Origin of the sequence: Methylobacterium sp. yr668, assembly GCF_900116245.1 — a bacterium.
Lineage (GTDB): Bacteria > Pseudomonadota > Alphaproteobacteria > Rhizobiales > Beijerinckiaceae > Methylobacterium.
Genome location: NZ_FOZY01000002.1, coordinates 293,001 through 307,458, shown reverse-complemented (window position 1 = coordinate 307,458; position 14,458 = coordinate 293,001). Strand labels below are relative to the sequence as shown.

Sequence of the window (14,458 nt, the reverse complement as noted above, 5' to 3'; positions counted from 1 at the left end):
ACCGGTCGCCGGCGGCAGGGTTAACCGACGCTTAACCCGGCTCTCCCATCGTCGTCCCCGGGACGGACAGGAGATCGACCGCATGCTGATCAGCGAGCACCACGTGCGCGAGTGCGCCTACTACATCTGGGAGAACGAGGGCCGGATTCACGGGCACGCTGCGGCCCACTGGATCCGCGCCGAGTCCGAGCTGCGCGCGAACGCAATGCTCGCCGCCGCCGCGTCCGAGACGGTCGAGGCCGCCAAGCCCGTCGAGGCCTCCGCGAAGGCCGCGCCGGTGAAGACCGCCGCCAAGCCGGTCGCCAAGACCGCTGCCACCAAGACCGCCGCTGCCAAGCCCGCCGCCAAGACCGCCGCGTCGAAGACCGCCGCTGCCAAGCCCGCGGCCGTGAAGGCCGCCGCGAAGCCGGCGGCCCCGAAGCCCGCCCGCGCCTCCAAGGCCGCGGTGACCGCCGGCCTCGCCGCCAAGGCGAAGCCCGCCCGGACCCCGGCCTCGATGCACTGAAGGGTCGGCGCCGCGGCGCCACCACGGCCTCTCCCGGAGCCCGCCCCTCGCGCAGGGGCGGGCTTCCGTCGTTCGTGGGCCCGGCGCGGAACAGGCCGGGCGCCGGTAGGTTGTCCGGCCTGATGCGGGCGCAGGGCTCCGCGACGGGGCTGCGATGCGCGCGGTGATCTTCGACATCGACGGGACGCTGCTCGACAGCGTCGACCTGCATGCCCGCGCCTGGGTGGAGGCCTTCGCGCATTTCGGCGTGGAAACCGGCTTCGCCGAAGTCCGCCGGCAGATCGGCAAGGGCGGCGACGAGCTGATGCCGGTCTTCCTGTCGGAGGAGCGGATCGCGCGGGAGGGCGAGACCATCGAGGCCTACCGCTCCGACCTGTTCAAACGGCGCTACCTGTCCGAGGTCCGGCCGTTCCCGGGTGTCCGGCCGCTGTTCGAGCACATCCGCTCCGCCGGGCTGAAGATCGCGCTCGCCTCGTCGGGCAAGCGCTCCGAGGTCGAGCACTACACCGAGATCCTGGAGATCGGCGACCTCGTCGACGTCGCCACGAGCTCGGACGACGCGGACCGGTCCAAGCCGCACCCCGACATCTTCGAGGCCGCCCTGGCGAAGCTCGACGGCGTCCCGCCCGACGCGATCATCGTCGTCGGCGACACCCCCTACGACGCCGAGGCCGCCGCGAAGGCGGGCCTGCGCACCGTCGGCCTCCTCTGCGGCGGCTTTCCGGAGGCGGACCTGAGGGCGGCCGGCTGCGCGGCGATCTACCGGGACCCCGAGGATCTGCTCGACCGATTCGCGGAGTCGCCGCTGACGGGCGGCTGAGCGCCGGCCCGGCAAGCGGATTCCGCGGCGGGTCCGGCATCATCCACACATTCCCGCCGCGCTGTTGCAGCGCGGTGACGCGGAGCGATGCCGGCTACGTATTCACGCGAAAAGGACTGGTGCCCGTCGATCGAAAGGCGTAGCGACCCGCCCGCCAATCTGGACTCCTTCGAAGGACGAGCGCCTCGCATGCCCCAGACTCACCAGGCCAGCCCGGCACCGCGCTTCGTACCGGTCGCCAAGTCGCTGCCGGAGCAGATCGCCGACGCGGTCGAGAGCCGGTCGACCCCGCTCAGCCAGCTGCTCCGCCTGATGGCCGCCCTCGACGCCGAAGGCGGTAACGAGGCCCTGCGGCTGCGGCTCCGCGCCCGGATCGGCGCGCCGCTCGACGCCTGACCCCGCGTCGCGGGTCAATGCCGCCGGTGCCGATGGCGCCGGCCACCCCGCTTCGCCGCCGGTGCGGCCGCCTTCGCGACGCGGTCCATGCAGGCGAAGTAGATCCGGCGCCCGATCTCCTCAAGTTCGAGACCCTGCGGGTTGGGCGCCGAGAACACCTTCGCGCGGGCCTCGTTGCGGCAGGCCGCGTCCTCCGGGCTCCGGATCGGCGGCTCCGCGCGGGCGGCCCCGCCGGCCAGGGCCGAGACGATCCAAGTCGCTGCCACGATCGATACGCGCGTGCTTGCCAGGGTACTCGGCATACTGACGTTCGGACCTCACTCGCTCGAGACACAGATAGAGCGTCTCGATCACCCGTGAAGCTTGGTCAGAGTGCGGGCTCCGGCAATAATCGACAGCCTTCGCGTCAGGGCACGATCCAGCGGCACGGCCCCCGCCGGCGACGGTCAGGCACTCGTAGGGCGCCCCGCCGATCAGGGCCCGCTGCTCCACGGTGCCGATGGCGCTGCGCGGGATCCGCCGACAGCCGGCCTCCGTGGGGGCAGGGCCACCGCTGCCCGAGGCCTCGTCGATCCGCCGGGCGGCGATCAGCGTCTCGCAGGCCATCACCGAGTCCGCCCCCTGCGCGCGGGCCGTCCGGGGCGCGACGGCGAAGGGCAGCGCGGCGAGGACGAGGACCGCGGGGAGAACCAGTCGGGATCGGGAAAGCATCGCGGCCTCGGCTGCCCGCGCCGGACGGGCGCGTCGCGGTTCGGCCGCCCTCAACGCGTTGCCGCGCGCGTTGGTTGCCGGGTGCGGACACGCCCCCCCGAACGCGACGACGCCCGCCTTGCGGGCGGGCGTCTTGGGCGTCCGAAGCTCGGGTGAGCCGACGGCCTGCGCTCAGCGCTTGGTCTTGACCTTCGCCTTGCGGGCCGCGTAGCGCGCGTCGCGCTGGGCCTTCTTGGCGGCCAGGTCGGCCGACTTGCGCTCCTGCGCGGCGGCCAGCTCGGCGGCCTCGCGGGCGATCTGGGCGGCGAGTTCCGCCTCCTCCCGCTGACGCTTCTCCTCGGCGGCCTTCCGCTCGGCGGCGATCCGGGCGGCCTCGCGCTCGCGGGAGCGCTCCTCGCGGGCCTTGGCGACCTCGGCGCGGGCCTTCGCCTTGGCGATCACCTCGGGGTCGTCGGACGGGGGGCGCGCCTTGAACTTGGCCAGCAGGGCGGCCTTGGCGTTCTGCGAGTTCTGGCGACGGTCGTCGAAATTCCTGTAGTCGAATGCGCTCATCTGACCTTTCTCAGTTGGGTACGTCTCGCGTGTCGCAGGGACATCCGGCGGGGCCGGGCACGTACGGAGTCTGCAGGTTCCGACGCCATCCCCGCGCCCCGGAACCGCACCGATCCACCGGCTGTACCGATGGTCCGACCCGAGCGTTCGGCCTGCGTCTGAACGCTCGGGTCGGACCATTGTTCGAAGATCGCAGAGCCCTTAAACAGAGCTTCACACGAGATGCAATCGGCGAGACCTGCGCAGGCGGCCGGTCCGGCGACAATCCCGGCCCACTCTGTAAGAGTTTCGACCCGCGGTGCGGAAATACCTCAGGCCGGCGGCCGGCAGAGGCTTCGGTGCTCGACAGGTGGGCGCGCATCCATCCCCTGGACTTGCCTGCCAGCCCTAGATGGGTCGCGCGCCGGGCGAAGACAAGATTCGTGTTCGCCCGGCGCCCGTCGCGCAGCTGTCCGCTGGACGGACCTATACTTCCATCACAAGGCAGACCTGCAAAATCGACAGCGTATCCGTTGCCGAACCTTCGATCCCGCGAGGGGTCGCGATTCCGCTCCGGCGCACGGGCGTGCCCAGAAAAGGTCCTCCCGCCGCCGCCTAATTCTTGTGCACGCGGATCGGAGCGCATCGAATCCATCGCCAGCACGTCCCTGTCTGCCTATGATCTAGGCACGCAGGCGCGCCGGTTCGCGGCACTGCGCGCGGGCTCGCGGCACAGGGCCTGCTTGCCGCGATCGATCGCGTCCCGCGCGATCGGCCTGAGGAGTTCCATGTCCGAGACCCGCCCCCCGTACGATCCCGAGAGCTACGCCGCGGCCGCGGCGGCCCTGCTCGGCCTCACCCTCGACCCCGCGTGGATCGCCCCGGTGACCGCGAATCTGCGCGTCCTGGCCGCGGCGGCCGAGCTGGTGGAGGCTTTCCCGCTCGCCGACGAGATCGACGCGGCCCCGAGGTTCGAAGCGTGAGCGCGAGCGATCCCTCGACGGCAACGGCGATCGCCGCAGCGATCGCCGATGGCCGGACCACCGCGCGGCAGGCCGTCACGGCGGCGCTCGACCGGATCGGGCGCCTCGACGACCGGGTCGGCGCCTTCACCGACGTGCTGTCCGCCCGCGCCCTGGCCCGGGCCGACGCGCAGGACGCGGCGCGCCGCGAGGGGGCGTTGCCGGGCCCGCTGGCCGGCGTGCCGTTCGCGGTGAAGAACCTGATCGACATCGACGGCCTGCCGACCCGCGCCGGATCGAAGATCAACCGGGAGCGGCCGCCGGCCGAGCGGGACGGCGCCCTGGTCCGGCGCCTGGAGGCCGCGGGGGCGATCCTCGTCGGCGCCCTCAACATGGGTGAGTACGCCTACGACTTCACCGGCGAGAACATCCACGACGGCGACGCCCACAACCCGCACGCCCTGGATCACATGACCGGCGGCTCGTCGGGCGGCTCGGGCGCGGCCATCGCCGCCGGGATGGTGCCGCTCACGCTGGGCTCGGACACGAACGGCTCGATCCGCGTCCCCGCCGCGTTCTGCGGCTGCTACGGTCTCAAGCCGACCTACGGCCGGCTGACCCGCGCGGGGAGCTTCCCCTTCGTGGGCAGCCTCGACCATCTCGGCCCGATGGCCCGGAGCGTGACCGATCTCGCGCTCGCCTACGACGCCATGCAGGGCCCCGATCCGGACGATCCGGTGGCGACGCTCCGCCCGGCGGAGCCGGTCCTGCCGCGGCTCGAGGCGGGGATCGACGGCCTGCGCGTCGCGGTGGCCGGCGGCCATTTCGCCCGCAACGGCGATCCGGAAGCCTTCGCGGCGGTGGCGCGCGCCGCCGAGGCGCTCGGCGCGCGGCGCACCGTCGAGCTGCCGGAGGCGCACCGCGCCCGCGCGGCCGCCTACCTGATCACCGCCGCGGAGGGCGCCACGCTCCACCTCGACCGTCTCCGCACCCGGCCGCAGGATTTCGACCCGGCGGTGCGCGACCGGCTGATCGCCGGGGCAATGATCCCGGCGCCCCACGTGGAGCGGGCGCAGCGGTTCCGCCGCTGGTACCGGGCGCGGGTGCTGAAGCTGTTCGAGACCGTCGACGTGATCCTGGCCCCGGCCACGCCCTGCCGCGCGCCGAGGGGCGGCCAGACCCACTTCGTCCTCGACGGCGTGACGCTGCCGGTGCGCGCCAATATCGGCGTGTTCACGCAGCCGGTCAGCTTCATCGGCCTCCCGGTCGTGGCGGCGCCGGTCCGGCTCGACGCCGGTCTGCCGCTCGGCGTCCAGATCATCGCCGCACCCTGGCGCGAGGATCTCGTCCTGCGCGCGGCGCGCTATCTCGAACGGACCGGCGTCAGCACGGCGCCCATCGCGGAGCTTGCCCGATGATCATCGACGATCCCGCCGTGAAGGCCGAGGTCGCGGCCGCGTTCCGGGCCTACGAGACGGCGCTCACCACCAACGACGTCCCGACCCTGGAGGCGCTGTTCCGGGACGATCCGCTGACCATCCGCTACGGGATCGGCGAGAACCTCTACGGCATGGACGCGATCCGCGCCTTCCGCCGGGCCCGCTCCCCGGTGGGCCTGGAGCGGACCCTGGCGCGGACGCAGATCACCACCTACGGGCGCGACTTCGCCACCGCGATGACGCTGTTCACCCGCGCCAGCGCACCGGGGAAGATCGGTCGCCAGAGCCAGACCTGGGCGCGCTTCCCGGAGGGCTGGCGGGTGGTCGCAGCCCACGTGAGCCTGATCGACGCGGACTAGCCGCGGAGCGGCCCGCGCCCCGGCGGGGGCGTGTGGCCGCGGGCTTGCATACGGTCGAGCGTATTCCGCGCCGTCTGGCGCGGACCAACGCGAGTACCCGACCCAAGATGCTGTCCCGTCTGAGAAAACTCGGCGCCCGTGGCGCGCTGGCCGGTGCCCTGGCGCTCTCCGCGAGCACCGCTGCCCTCGCGCAGGGGACGCTGCGGATCGGCATGACCGCCTCCGACATCCCGCTGACCACCGGCCAGACCGACAACGGCGGCGAGGGCATGCGGTTCATGGGCTACACGGTCTATGACGGCCTCATCAACTGGGACCTGTCGAGCGCCGAGCTGGCCTCCGACCTCGTGCCGGGACTCGCGACCAGCTGGGGCGTCGACGCCACCGACAAGACCAAGTGGACCTTCAAGCTCCGGCCGGGCGTGAAATTCCACGACGGCTCGGACTTCACCGCCGACGCGGTAGTCTGGAACCTCGACAAGCTCCTGAAGGCCGACGCGCCGCAATACGACCCGCGCCAGTCCGCGCAGGGCAAGACCCGCATCCCGGCGGTCGCGAGCTACCGGGCGGTCGACCCGCTGACCGTCGAGATCACCACCAAGGCCCCCGACGCGACGCTGCCCTACCAGATCGCCTGGATCATGATGTCGTCGCCGGCCCAGTGGGAGAAGCTCGGCAAGTCCTGGGACGCCTTCGCCAAGCAGCCCTCGGGCACCGGCCCGTGGAAGCTGACCCTGTTCGCCCCGCGCGAGCGCGCCGAGATGGTCCCGTTCAAGGAGTACTGGGACAAGGACCGCGTGCCGAAGCTCGACAAGCTCGTGCTGATCCCGCTGCCGGAGGCCAACGCCCGGACCGCCGCCCTCCGCTCCGGACAGGTCGACTGGATCGAGGCGCCCGCGCCGGATTCCGTGGCCTCGCTGAAGAGCGCCGGCTTCACCATCGTCACCAACGCCTACCCGCATAACTGGACGTGGCACCTGTCGCGGGTCGAGGGCTCGCCCTGGAACGACATCCGCGTGCGCAAGGCCGCGAACCTCGCCATCGACCGCGAGGGTCTGAAGGAGCTGCTCGGCGGCCTCGCGATCCCCGCCAAGGGCTTCATGCCGCCCGGTCACCAGTGGTTCGGCCACCCGACCTTCGACATCAAGTACGACCCGGAGGCCGCCAAGAAGCTGCTGGCCGAGGCGGGTTACAGCGCGGCCAAGCCACTGAAGCTCAAGGTCGCGATCTCGGCCTCGGGCTCAGGCCAGATGCAGCCGCTGCCGATGAACGAGTTCGTCCAGCAGAACCTCGCCGACGTGGGCATCCAGGTCGATTACGAGGTCGTGGAGTGGAACACGCTGATCAACATCTGGCGGGCCGGGGCCAAGGCCGACATCTCCCGCGGCGTCTCGGCGATCAACTACTCGTACTTCATCCAGGACCCCTTCACCGGCTTCATCCGCCACCTGCAGTGCAACTTCGCCCCGCCGAACGGCACGAACTGGGGCTATTACTGCGATCCGGCGATGGACAAGCTGTTCGATCAGGTCCGCAACACCTTCGACAAGGCCGAGCAGACGAAGGTCCTGGAGAAGGTCCACGAGAAGTACGTCGACGACGCGCTGTTCATCATGATCACGCACGACGTCAATCCGCGCGCGATGAGCCCCAAGGTGAAGGGCTTCGTCCAGGCGCAGAACTGGTTCCAGGACTTCTCGAAGATTACGATGGCGACCGCGGGGCGGTAGCGTAACGGGGCGCCTCTCTCCTCCCCCTCGTGGGGAGGAGCCGGAGGTGGGGGTGGTGCAGGATAGGGCGTTGCGGTGCCTCCTGAACCACCCCCACCCCTGACCCCTCCCCACAAGGGGGAGGGGAATAGTCTCGGCTGAGTAGACAACAGGCCCTTGAATGCTGCTCTACATCCTCAAACGACTGGTCTACGTGACGCCCGTGGCGTTCGGGGTCAGCGTCGTCTGCTTCCTCCTCGTCCACCTCGCGCCGGGCGATCCCCTGAGCGCGGTCCTGCCCGCCGACGCCACCCAGGCCACCATCGACGAGATGCGGTCGGCCTACGGCTTCGATAAGCCGCTGCCGGTCCAGTACCTGATCTGGCTCTGGCACGTGCTGCACGGCGATCTCGGCACCTCCATCGCCACCGGCCGCCCGGTGCTCGGCGAGGTCAGCCGCGCCGTGGTGAACTCCCTGATCCTCGCCTCGGTGGCGACCGTGATCGGCTTCACCTTCGGCACCCTGTTCGGCTTCGTGGCGGGCTATCACCGCAACTCGCTGGCCGACCGGGCCGCCTCGGCCGTGTCGGTCTTCGGCGTGAGCGTGCCGCACTACTGGCTCGGCATGGTCCTGGTGATCGTGTTCTCGGCCAATCTCGGCTGGCTGCCGCCCACCGGGGCCGGGCCCGACGGCTCCGGAAACTGGCGGCCCGACTTCGAGCACCTGCGCTACCTGATCCTGCCGGCGATCACGATGTCGGTGATCCCGATGGGCATCATCGCCCGCACGGTCCGGGCGCTGGTGGCCGACATCCTGTCCCAGGACTTCGTCGAGGCCCTGCGCGCCAAGGGCATGGACGAGCGCGGCGTGTTCCGCCACGTCGTGCGCAACGCCGCCCCGACCGCGCTCGCCATCATGGGCCTGCAGCTCGGCTACCTGCTCGGCGGCTCGATCCTGGTCGAGACCGTGTTCGCGTGGCCGGGCACCGGCTTCCTTCTCAACGCCGCGATCTTCCAGCGCGACCTGCCCCTGCTCCAGGGCTCGATCCTCGTGCTGGCGATGTTCTTCGTGCTCCTCAACCTGCTGGTGGACGTGATGCAGACCGCCCTCGACCCGCGCATCGAGCGCGCTTGAGCCGGAGCCCGACGATGACCGTTCCCGTCACCGCGGCCTCCGTGGCCCTCGACGGCGGCGTCCTCGCCGCCGAGGACGTGACCCACGGGCCCGAGGCCGCCTTCGCCCCGTCGCGGGGCTTCTGGGGCCATGTCGGCCACCGGCTCGTGCGCGACCCCGTCGCCATGGGCGCGGGCGCCGTGATCCTGATCGTCGTGCTGATCGCGATCCTCTCGCCCTGGATCACCCCGATGGACCCCTACAAGGGCTCCATGCTGCGCCGCCTCAGGCACGTCGGCGACGCCACCTACTGGCTCGGATCCGACGAGCTCGGCCGCGACATGATCAGCCGGCTGATGCTGGGCTCGCGGCTGTCGCTGTTCATCGGCGTCACGCCGGTGCTGATCGCCTTCGTGATCGGCTCCGCGATCGGGATCCTCGCCGGCTACGTCGGCGGCTGGACCAACACGATCCTGATGCGCACCATCGACGTGTTCTTCGCCTTCCCGTCGGTGCTGCTGGCGATCGCGCTGTCCGGGGCGCTCGGCGCCGGCATCTTCAACTCGATCGTGTCGCTGACCTGCGTGTTCGTGCCCCAGATCGCGCGCGTCGCCGAGAGCGTCACCACGGGCATCCGCAAGCGCGACTACATCGACGCCGCCAAGCTGTCGGGCGCCTCGGCCCTGACGATCATGCGCGTGCAGGTGCTCGGCAACGTCGTCGGGCCGATCTTCGTCTACGCGACCAGCCTGATCTCGGTCTCGATGATCCTGGCCTCCGGCCTCTCGTTCCTCGGCCTCGGCGTGCGCCCGCCCGAGCCCGAATGGGGCCTGATGCTCAACACCCTGCGCACCGCGATCTACGTCAATCCGGTCGTGGCCGCCCTCCCGGGCGTCTGCATCTTCATCGTCTCGATCGCCTTCAACCTGTTCTCGGACGGGCTCCGGTCCGCCATGGAGATTCGCCAGTGAGCGTCATCCCGGACGCCCCCGACCCGTTCGCCCGCGACCGCGGCGGACCCGCTCAGCCGCTCCTGTCGGTCTCGGGCCTCGTCAAGCACTTCCCGGTCCGCAAGGCCGGGGGCAAGAAGCAGGTCGTCCGCGCGGTCGACGGCGTCGACTTCGATGTCCTGAAGGGCGAGACGCTCGGCATCGTCGGCGAATCCGGCTGCGGGAAGTCGACGACCGCCAAGCTGCTCATGGGCCTGATCGAGCGCGATTCCGGCACGATGCTGTACGACGGCCAGCCGGTCGGCGAGCGCGCCATGCCCTGGCGGTCCTACCGCCGCCAGGCCCAGATGGTGTTCCAGGACAGCTACGCGTCCCTCAACCCGCGCATGACCGTCGAGCAGTCGATCGCCTTCGGCCCGAAGGTCAACGGCGTGCCCGCCCGCGAGGCGGTGGAGCGCGCCCGCGGGCTGCTCGCCCGGGTCGGGCTGGAGCCGAAGCGCTTCGCCGGCCGCTACCCGCACGAGATCTCCGGCGGCCAGCGCCAGCGGGTGAACATCGCCCGCTCGCTCGCCCTGGAGCCGCGGCTGGTGCTCCTCGACGAGGCGGTCTCGGCGCTCGACAAGTCGGTCGAGGCGCAGGTCCTGAACCTTCTCCTCGACCTCAAGGCCGAGTTCGGCCTGACCTACATCTTCATCAGCCACGACCTGAACGTCGTGCGCTTCATCTCCGACCGGGTGATGGTGATGTATCTCGGCCGGGTCTCCGAGATCGGCCCGTCCGACACGGTGCTCGACGCGCCGGCGCACCCCTACACCGAGGCGCTGCTCGCCTCGATGCCGTCGCTCGATCCCGACAACCGCACCCAGGCGGCGCTACTCGCGGGCGACCCGCCGAACCCGATCGACCCGCCCCCGGGCTGCCGCTTCCACCCGCGCTGCGCCCTGGCGGAGGACGTCTGCGGCCGGACGAAGCCGCCCCTCGACACGATCCGGCCGCTGCACCGCGTCGCCTGCCTCGCCCGCCAGCCGGGTTCCGGCCATTCCGCGGCGCCCGCGGGCGCGCTGGCAGCATGAGCACCCCGATGTCCGGTTCAGAACCCGCGGTCGCCCTCGAGAACCTGCGCGTCGCCTTCGGCAAGGTGCAGGTCGTCGACGGCGTCGACCTGAGCCTGGAGCGCGGTCAGGCGCTGGCGCTCATCGGCGAATCCGGCTCCGGCAAGAGCGTGACCCTGCGGGCGATCCTGCGGCTGTTCCCGGAGGGGCGCAGCCGGATCGAGGGCGGCATCCGGGCCGCCGGCAAGGACGTGCAGGCGCTGACCCGGCGCCAGCTCGCCGATTTCCGCGGCGGCGACGTCTCGATGATCTTCCAGGAGCCGCTGCTCGCCTTCGACCCGGTCTACACGGTCGGCCGGCAGATCACCGAGGCGATTCTGCGCCACGAGACGATCTCCAAGGACGCGGCGCGGAAGCGGGCGCTCGCCCTGTTCGAGCGGGTGCGGATCCCGAGCCCGGAGCGGCGGCTCGACAACTACCCGCACGAGATGTCGGGCGGCATGCGCCAGCGCGCCATGATCGCGCTGGCGCTGGCCTGCCGGCCGCAGGTCCTGCTCGCCGACGAGCCGACCACGGCGCTCGACGCCACGGTGCAGATCCAGGTCCTGCTGCTGCTCCGCGAGCTGCAGCGCGACCTCGGCCTGTCGATCGTGATCGTCACCCACGATCTCGGCGCGGCGGTCGAGGTCGCCGACCGGATCGCCGTGATGTACGCGGGCAAGATCGTCGAGACCGGCACGGCGCATCAGGTGGTGCTGAACCCGCACCACCCCTACACGATCGGCCTGCTGCGCAGCCGGGCCGAGGGGGCGCTCGCCAAGGGCTCCCGGCTCCAGACCATCCCCGGCAGCCCGCCCGACCTCGCCAACCGCCCGCCGGGCTGCCCGTTCGCGCCGCGCTGCTTCCTGGCCGAGGAAAGCTGCCGCCGGGAGATGCCGCCGGTCGCCGAGATCGTCCCCGGCCACCGCGTCGCCTGCTGGCGGACCGAGGAGGCCTCGGCGGCCTACCGGGCCGGCCCGACCCCGGTGCGCGCCGCCGAGCCGGTCCCGGCCTGACCTCGACGCCCCCGCGCCGAGGCTTTATCCGGCTCGGCGCGGTCCCGCGGCGGCGGACCGCGTCCGAACCGGCCGCGCGGGCGTCACGATGAGCCAAGTCCAATCCGGGCCAGTCCTATCCGGGCCAGTCCCGTCCGAGATCCTGCTCGTGCCCCGGGGCGAGGCCGGGCACTTCCTGCCGGCGGCCCTCGGCTGGCTGGGCAAGCGGGTCACCGTGACCGCCCAACCCGGCCCGGCGAACCACGTCCTCTGCCTGCCGGTCCTCGATTTCGTGCGTCTGGGCTTCCCGGAGGCGAACGGGCGCCTCGACCTCCTCGAACCGGGGGACGCCGAGAACCTCCGCGCCGGGCGCGCCGCGCTGCTCCTCGACCTCTCGAACGAGGGGCCGGGCCTGCACGCGCCGACCTTCGAAGCGCTGCACCGGAACCTCGAAGAACGCGGGATCCCGCGCGAGCGGGTGATCCTGGTCACGCAGAACCGGCTGCTGCGGCTCGACTACGAGCGGCTCTACGGCGAGGGCCTGCGGTTCTGGACCTTCGAGTTCTTCCCGCTCCAGGTCGCCCTCTGGCTGGACGACGCCGAGGGTCCGCGGCTCTTCCCACAGCACCCCCTCGACCGCACCGGCTACGCGCCCTTCGCCCGCGCCGCCGGCCCGGCCCGGTTCCTCTGCCAGAACGCGGCCCTGCGCTGGCACCGGGTGCTGCTCTACCGCTGGTTCCAGCTCAGCGGGCTGGACCGCGACGGGCTGATCTCCTTCCACGGCATCGGCGAGGACAACCCGAAGGCGGGCGGCATCGACGTCTTCCACGCCCCGCCGGAGATCGAGGCGGCCTTCGGGCCGCTGCTCGCCGATGTCGGCAGCTGGATCCCGCGCCGGGCGCGGCGGATCGATGCCGATCAGGGCACCGACATGGTCATGACCCTCGACACGCAGGCCTACGCGGCGTGCGACCTGACCGTCATCTCGGAGACCGACTTCTTCGAGCCGGGCGTCGAGCGGATCACCGAGAAGTCGATCAAGGCGGCGGCGACGGGCCTGCCCTTCGTGACGGTGGGCGCGCCGCGCGCCGTCGCGCGGCTGTCCGAGCTGGGCTTCGAGACCTTCGGCGGCCTGATCGACCACCACTACGACCTCGTGTCCGACCCGGCCGAGCGGCTGCCGCTCGTGTTCCGGTCGATCGAGCGCGCCTGGGCCGCGTGCCGGGACGACCGGGCGCGCTGGCACCGCCTCGCCCGCGAGCAGGCCGAGGCCAACGTGGCCCACGCGCGGCGCGGATTGCTGCCGCAGTACGAGCGGGTGATGGTCGCGCCGCTGATCGAGCGGCTGAACCGGTTCATGGAGACGGGCGCGATCCTCCACTGACCGCCGCCCGCAGGACCTCCGCCATGCGCCGCACCGCCGGCTCGATCGCCCGCTCGGGCACGGCGGCGTAGCCGAGGAGCAGGCCCGGCTCCGCCGGTCCGGCGTGGTAGGCCGAGAGCGCGACCGCCGAGATCCCCGCGCGGCCGAGCGCCGCCGCGGCGGCCACGTCGGTGAGGGCCGGGCCCCAGGCCGGCCCCGGCCGGGCGATGACGTGCATCCCGCCCTCCATGGCGGCGATCGCCGCGACGTCCCCGGCGTGGCGGCGCGCGGCCTCGATCAGCGCCTCCTGGCGCAGGGCGTAGAGGCGGCGCGTCCGGCGCAGATGGCCGGCGAGGTGGCCGTCCTCGATGAAGCGCGCCAGCGCCCACTGGCCGATCCCGGGCGGGGCGGGACCGGTCTCGGCCAGCGCCTGATTGACCGGCGCGACGAGGCCGCGGGGCAGCACAAGGTAGCTCAGGCCGAGGGCGGGCAGCAGCAGCTTCGAGAAGCTGCCGACGTAGATCACCCGGCCGCCGCGATCGAGGGCGCAAAGCGGCGCGAGCGGGCGCCCGGCATAGCGGTAGGCACCGTCGTAATCGTCCTCCACTATCCAGCCCGAGCCCGCCTCGGCCCAGGCCAGGAGGTCCAGGCGGTTCTCCAGGCTCATGGCGTGCCCGAGGGGGTAATGGTGGGCCGGCGTCACCACCGCGAGCCGCGCGCCGGGCGCCCCCGCGGCGGCCAGGGCCACCGACAGGCCCCCGGGACCGACCGGGACGGGAATCGGGTTCAGGCCGGCGCCGGCGAGGGCCTGCGCGATGCCCGGGAAGCCGGGCTCCTCGACCAGGGCGGTCTCGCCGGGATCGAGGAGCAGTTCGGCGAGCAGGCGCAGGCTCTGTCGGATACCCGCGGTGACGATGACGTCGTCGGCCTCGCAGGCGACGCCGCGCGCCTGGGCCAGGTAGGCGGCGATGGCGGCGCGCAGGGCCGGCGAGCCGCGCGGGTCCGGCCGCTCGGTCGGGCCGTGGCGCCACTCGGCCTGGAGCAGGCGACCCCAGACCTCGAAGGGGAAAGCGTCCTGCGCCGGCCGGCCCAGCGCGAAGGCGTCGGGCACGCCCGCACCCGCCATGTAGCGCCGCGGCGGCGCGGACACGAGGCGGGTGCCCCGACGGGACAGGGTCGGGGCCGGCTCGTCCCCCGGGCGTCGGAGCAGGCCGGGCGCGGGCAGCGCGTCGTCCGGCAGGGTCGCGGCGACGCGCGTCGCGGAGCCCGGCCGCGCCGTCAGGTAGCCCTCCGCGGTCAGCTGCTCCAGCGCCAGGACGACGGTCCCGCGCGCGCAGCCGAGGTCGGCGGCCAGGACCCGCGAGGCCGGGAGCCGGGCCCCGCGCGGCAGCCGGCGCTCGAGGATCGCGGCGCGCAGGCCCTCTCGGAGCTGCGCGTGCAGCGGCGCCGCGGCCGCGGTGTCGAGGGTGAGCGTCAGGGGCAGGGGAGCCCGGGCCATGCGGAAAACTGGTCC

Annotated in this window: 15 protein-coding genes; 12 read left to right on the top strand and 3 right to left on the bottom strand. The window is 72.3% G+C overall.

Features of this window, described 5'->3' with window-relative positions; all coding sequences use genetic code 11:
• Positions 1-82 precede the first annotated feature (82 nt).
• The 3 genes from BM419_RS04040 to BM419_RS04030 all read left to right on the top strand — a co-directional run bounded on the left by BM419_RS04040 (position 83) and on the right by BM419_RS04030 (position 1,721).
• A complete protein-coding gene (locus BM419_RS04040; RefSeq protein ID WP_020093460.1) occupies positions 83-505 on the top strand; it encodes a DUF2934 domain-containing protein in 423 nt (140 codons plus the stop codon).
• Positions 506-659: 154 nt separating this feature from the next.
• On the top strand, positions 660-1,325 hold the full coding sequence (locus tag BM419_RS04035; protein ID WP_020093459.1) for an HAD family hydrolase: 666 nt from the start codon (positions 660-662) through the stop codon (positions 1,323-1,325).
• Between the two features lie 189 nt (positions 1,326-1,514).
• On the top strand, positions 1,515-1,721 hold the full coding sequence (locus tag BM419_RS04030) for a hypothetical protein (RefSeq protein ID WP_020093458.1): 207 nt from the start codon (positions 1,515-1,517) through the stop codon (positions 1,719-1,721).
• Positions 1,722-1,735: 14 nt separating this feature from the next.
• Here BM419_RS04030 and BM419_RS04025 read toward each other — a convergent pair whose 3' ends face one another.
• Positions 1,736-2,023, bottom strand: a complete 288-nt coding sequence (locus BM419_RS04025) for a hypothetical protein (protein WP_020093457.1) — start codon at positions 2,021-2,023, stop codon at positions 1,736-1,738.
• Positions 2,024-2,603: 580 nt separating this feature from the next.
• A complete protein-coding gene (locus tag BM419_RS04015) occupies positions 2,604-2,984 on the bottom strand; it encodes a DUF6481 family protein (protein WP_020093455.1) in 381 nt (126 codons plus the stop codon).
• A gap of 767 nt (positions 2,985-3,751) precedes the next feature.
• Between BM419_RS04015 and BM419_RS04010 the strand changes: the two genes are divergently transcribed.
• The 9 genes from BM419_RS04010 to BM419_RS03970 all read left to right on the top strand — a co-directional run bounded on the left by BM419_RS04010 (position 3,752) and on the right by BM419_RS03970 (position 12,966).
• Positions 3,752-3,946: a DUF4089 domain-containing protein gene (locus BM419_RS04010; RefSeq protein WP_020093454.1), complete on the top strand. Its 195-nt coding sequence runs from the start codon at positions 3,752-3,754 to the stop codon at positions 3,944-3,946.
• Complete coding sequence (locus tag BM419_RS04005; protein WP_020093453.1) at positions 3,943-5,343, top strand: AtzE family amidohydrolase; 1,401 nt, start codon at positions 3,943-3,945, stop codon at positions 5,341-5,343. Before BM419_RS04010 ends, BM419_RS04005 begins: the two co-directional genes overlap by 4 nt.
• Positions 5,340-5,723 carry an oxalurate catabolism protein HpxZ gene (gene hpxZ, locus BM419_RS04000; protein ID WP_020093452.1) on the top strand — a complete coding sequence of 128 codons (384 nt, stop codon included), beginning with the start codon at positions 5,340-5,342 and terminating at the stop codon, positions 5,721-5,723. The genes BM419_RS04005 and hpxZ overlap by 4 nt, the downstream gene beginning before the upstream one ends.
• 107 nt (positions 5,724-5,830) lie before the next feature.
• Positions 5,831-7,453 carry an ABC transporter substrate-binding protein gene (locus BM419_RS03995; protein ID WP_020093451.1) on the top strand — a complete coding sequence of 541 codons (1,623 nt, stop codon included), beginning with the start codon at positions 5,831-5,833 and terminating at the stop codon, positions 7,451-7,453.
• 160 nt (positions 7,454-7,613) lie between these two features.
• Entirely contained in the window at positions 7,614-8,567 is a 954-nt protein-coding gene (locus BM419_RS03990) for an ABC transporter permease (RefSeq protein WP_020093450.1), read from the top strand.
• Positions 8,568-8,581: 14 nt separating this feature from the next.
• Positions 8,582-9,517, top strand: coding sequence for an ABC transporter permease (locus tag BM419_RS03985; protein WP_020093449.1), 936 nt, complete (start codon positions 8,582-8,584; stop codon positions 9,515-9,517).
• Positions 9,514-10,569 (top strand): ABC transporter ATP-binding protein, encoded by a 1,056-nt coding sequence (locus BM419_RS03980; protein ID WP_020093448.1) that lies wholly within the window; start codon positions 9,514-9,516, stop codon positions 10,567-10,569. The genes BM419_RS03985 and BM419_RS03980 overlap by 4 nt, the downstream gene beginning before the upstream one ends.
• An 8-nt stretch (positions 10,570-10,577) precedes the next feature.
• Positions 10,578-11,603 (top strand): ABC transporter ATP-binding protein, encoded by a 1,026-nt coding sequence (locus BM419_RS03975; protein WP_020093447.1) that lies wholly within the window; start codon positions 10,578-10,580, stop codon positions 11,601-11,603.
• Between the two features lie 88 nt (positions 11,604-11,691).
• Positions 11,692-12,966 carry a hypothetical protein gene (locus BM419_RS03970; protein WP_026604973.1) on the top strand — a complete coding sequence of 425 codons (1,275 nt, stop codon included), beginning with the start codon at positions 11,692-11,694 and terminating at the stop codon, positions 12,964-12,966.
• Here BM419_RS03970 and BM419_RS03965 read toward each other — a convergent pair.
• Positions 12,938-14,443 (bottom strand): MocR-like pyridoxine biosynthesis transcription factor PdxR, encoded by a 1,506-nt coding sequence (locus BM419_RS03965; protein ID WP_091924987.1) that lies wholly within the window; start codon positions 14,441-14,443, stop codon positions 12,938-12,940. The two genes, BM419_RS03970 and BM419_RS03965, sit on opposite strands and share 29 nt — an antisense overlap.
• Between the last annotated feature and the right edge of the window lie 15 nt (positions 14,444-14,458).

Coding starts and splice junctions, on each gene's coding strand:
- BM419_RS03975 (WP_020093447.1), top strand. CDS start 10,578: ATGTCCGGTTCAGAACCCGCGGTCGCCCTCGAGAACCTGCGCGTCGCC.
- BM419_RS03995 (WP_020093451.1), top strand. CDS start 5,831: ATGCTGTCCCGTCTGAGAAAACTCGGCGCCCGTGGCGCGCTGGCCGGT.
- BM419_RS04040 (WP_020093460.1), top strand. CDS start 83: ATGCTGATCAGCGAGCACCACGTGCGCGAGTGCGCCTACTACATCTGG.
- BM419_RS03965 (WP_091924987.1), bottom strand. CDS start 14,443: ATGGCCCGGGCTCCCCTGCCCCTGACGCTCACCCTCGACACCGCGGCC.
- BM419_RS04030 (WP_020093458.1), top strand. CDS start 1,515: ATGCCCCAGACTCACCAGGCCAGCCCGGCACCGCGCTTCGTACCGGTC.
- BM419_RS03990 (WP_020093450.1), top strand. CDS start 7,614: ATGCTGCTCTACATCCTCAAACGACTGGTCTACGTGACGCCCGTGGCG.
- BM419_RS04015 (WP_020093455.1), bottom strand. CDS start 2,984: ATGAGCGCATTCGACTACAGGAATTTCGACGACCGTCGCCAGAACTCG.
- BM419_RS04035 (WP_020093459.1), top strand. CDS start 660: ATGCGCGCGGTGATCTTCGACATCGACGGGACGCTGCTCGACAGCGTC.
- BM419_RS03970 (WP_026604973.1), top strand. CDS start 11,692: ATGAGCCAAGTCCAATCCGGGCCAGTCCTATCCGGGCCAGTCCCGTCC.
- hpxZ (WP_020093452.1), top strand. CDS start 5,340: ATGATCATCGACGATCCCGCCGTGAAGGCCGAGGTCGCGGCCGCGTTC.
- BM419_RS03985 (WP_020093449.1), top strand. CDS start 8,582: ATGACCGTTCCCGTCACCGCGGCCTCCGTGGCCCTCGACGGCGGCGTC.
- BM419_RS04025 (WP_020093457.1), bottom strand. CDS start 2,023: ATGCCGAGTACCCTGGCAAGCACGCGCGTATCGATCGTGGCAGCGACT.
- BM419_RS04010 (WP_020093454.1), top strand. CDS start 3,752: ATGTCCGAGACCCGCCCCCCGTACGATCCCGAGAGCTACGCCGCGGCC.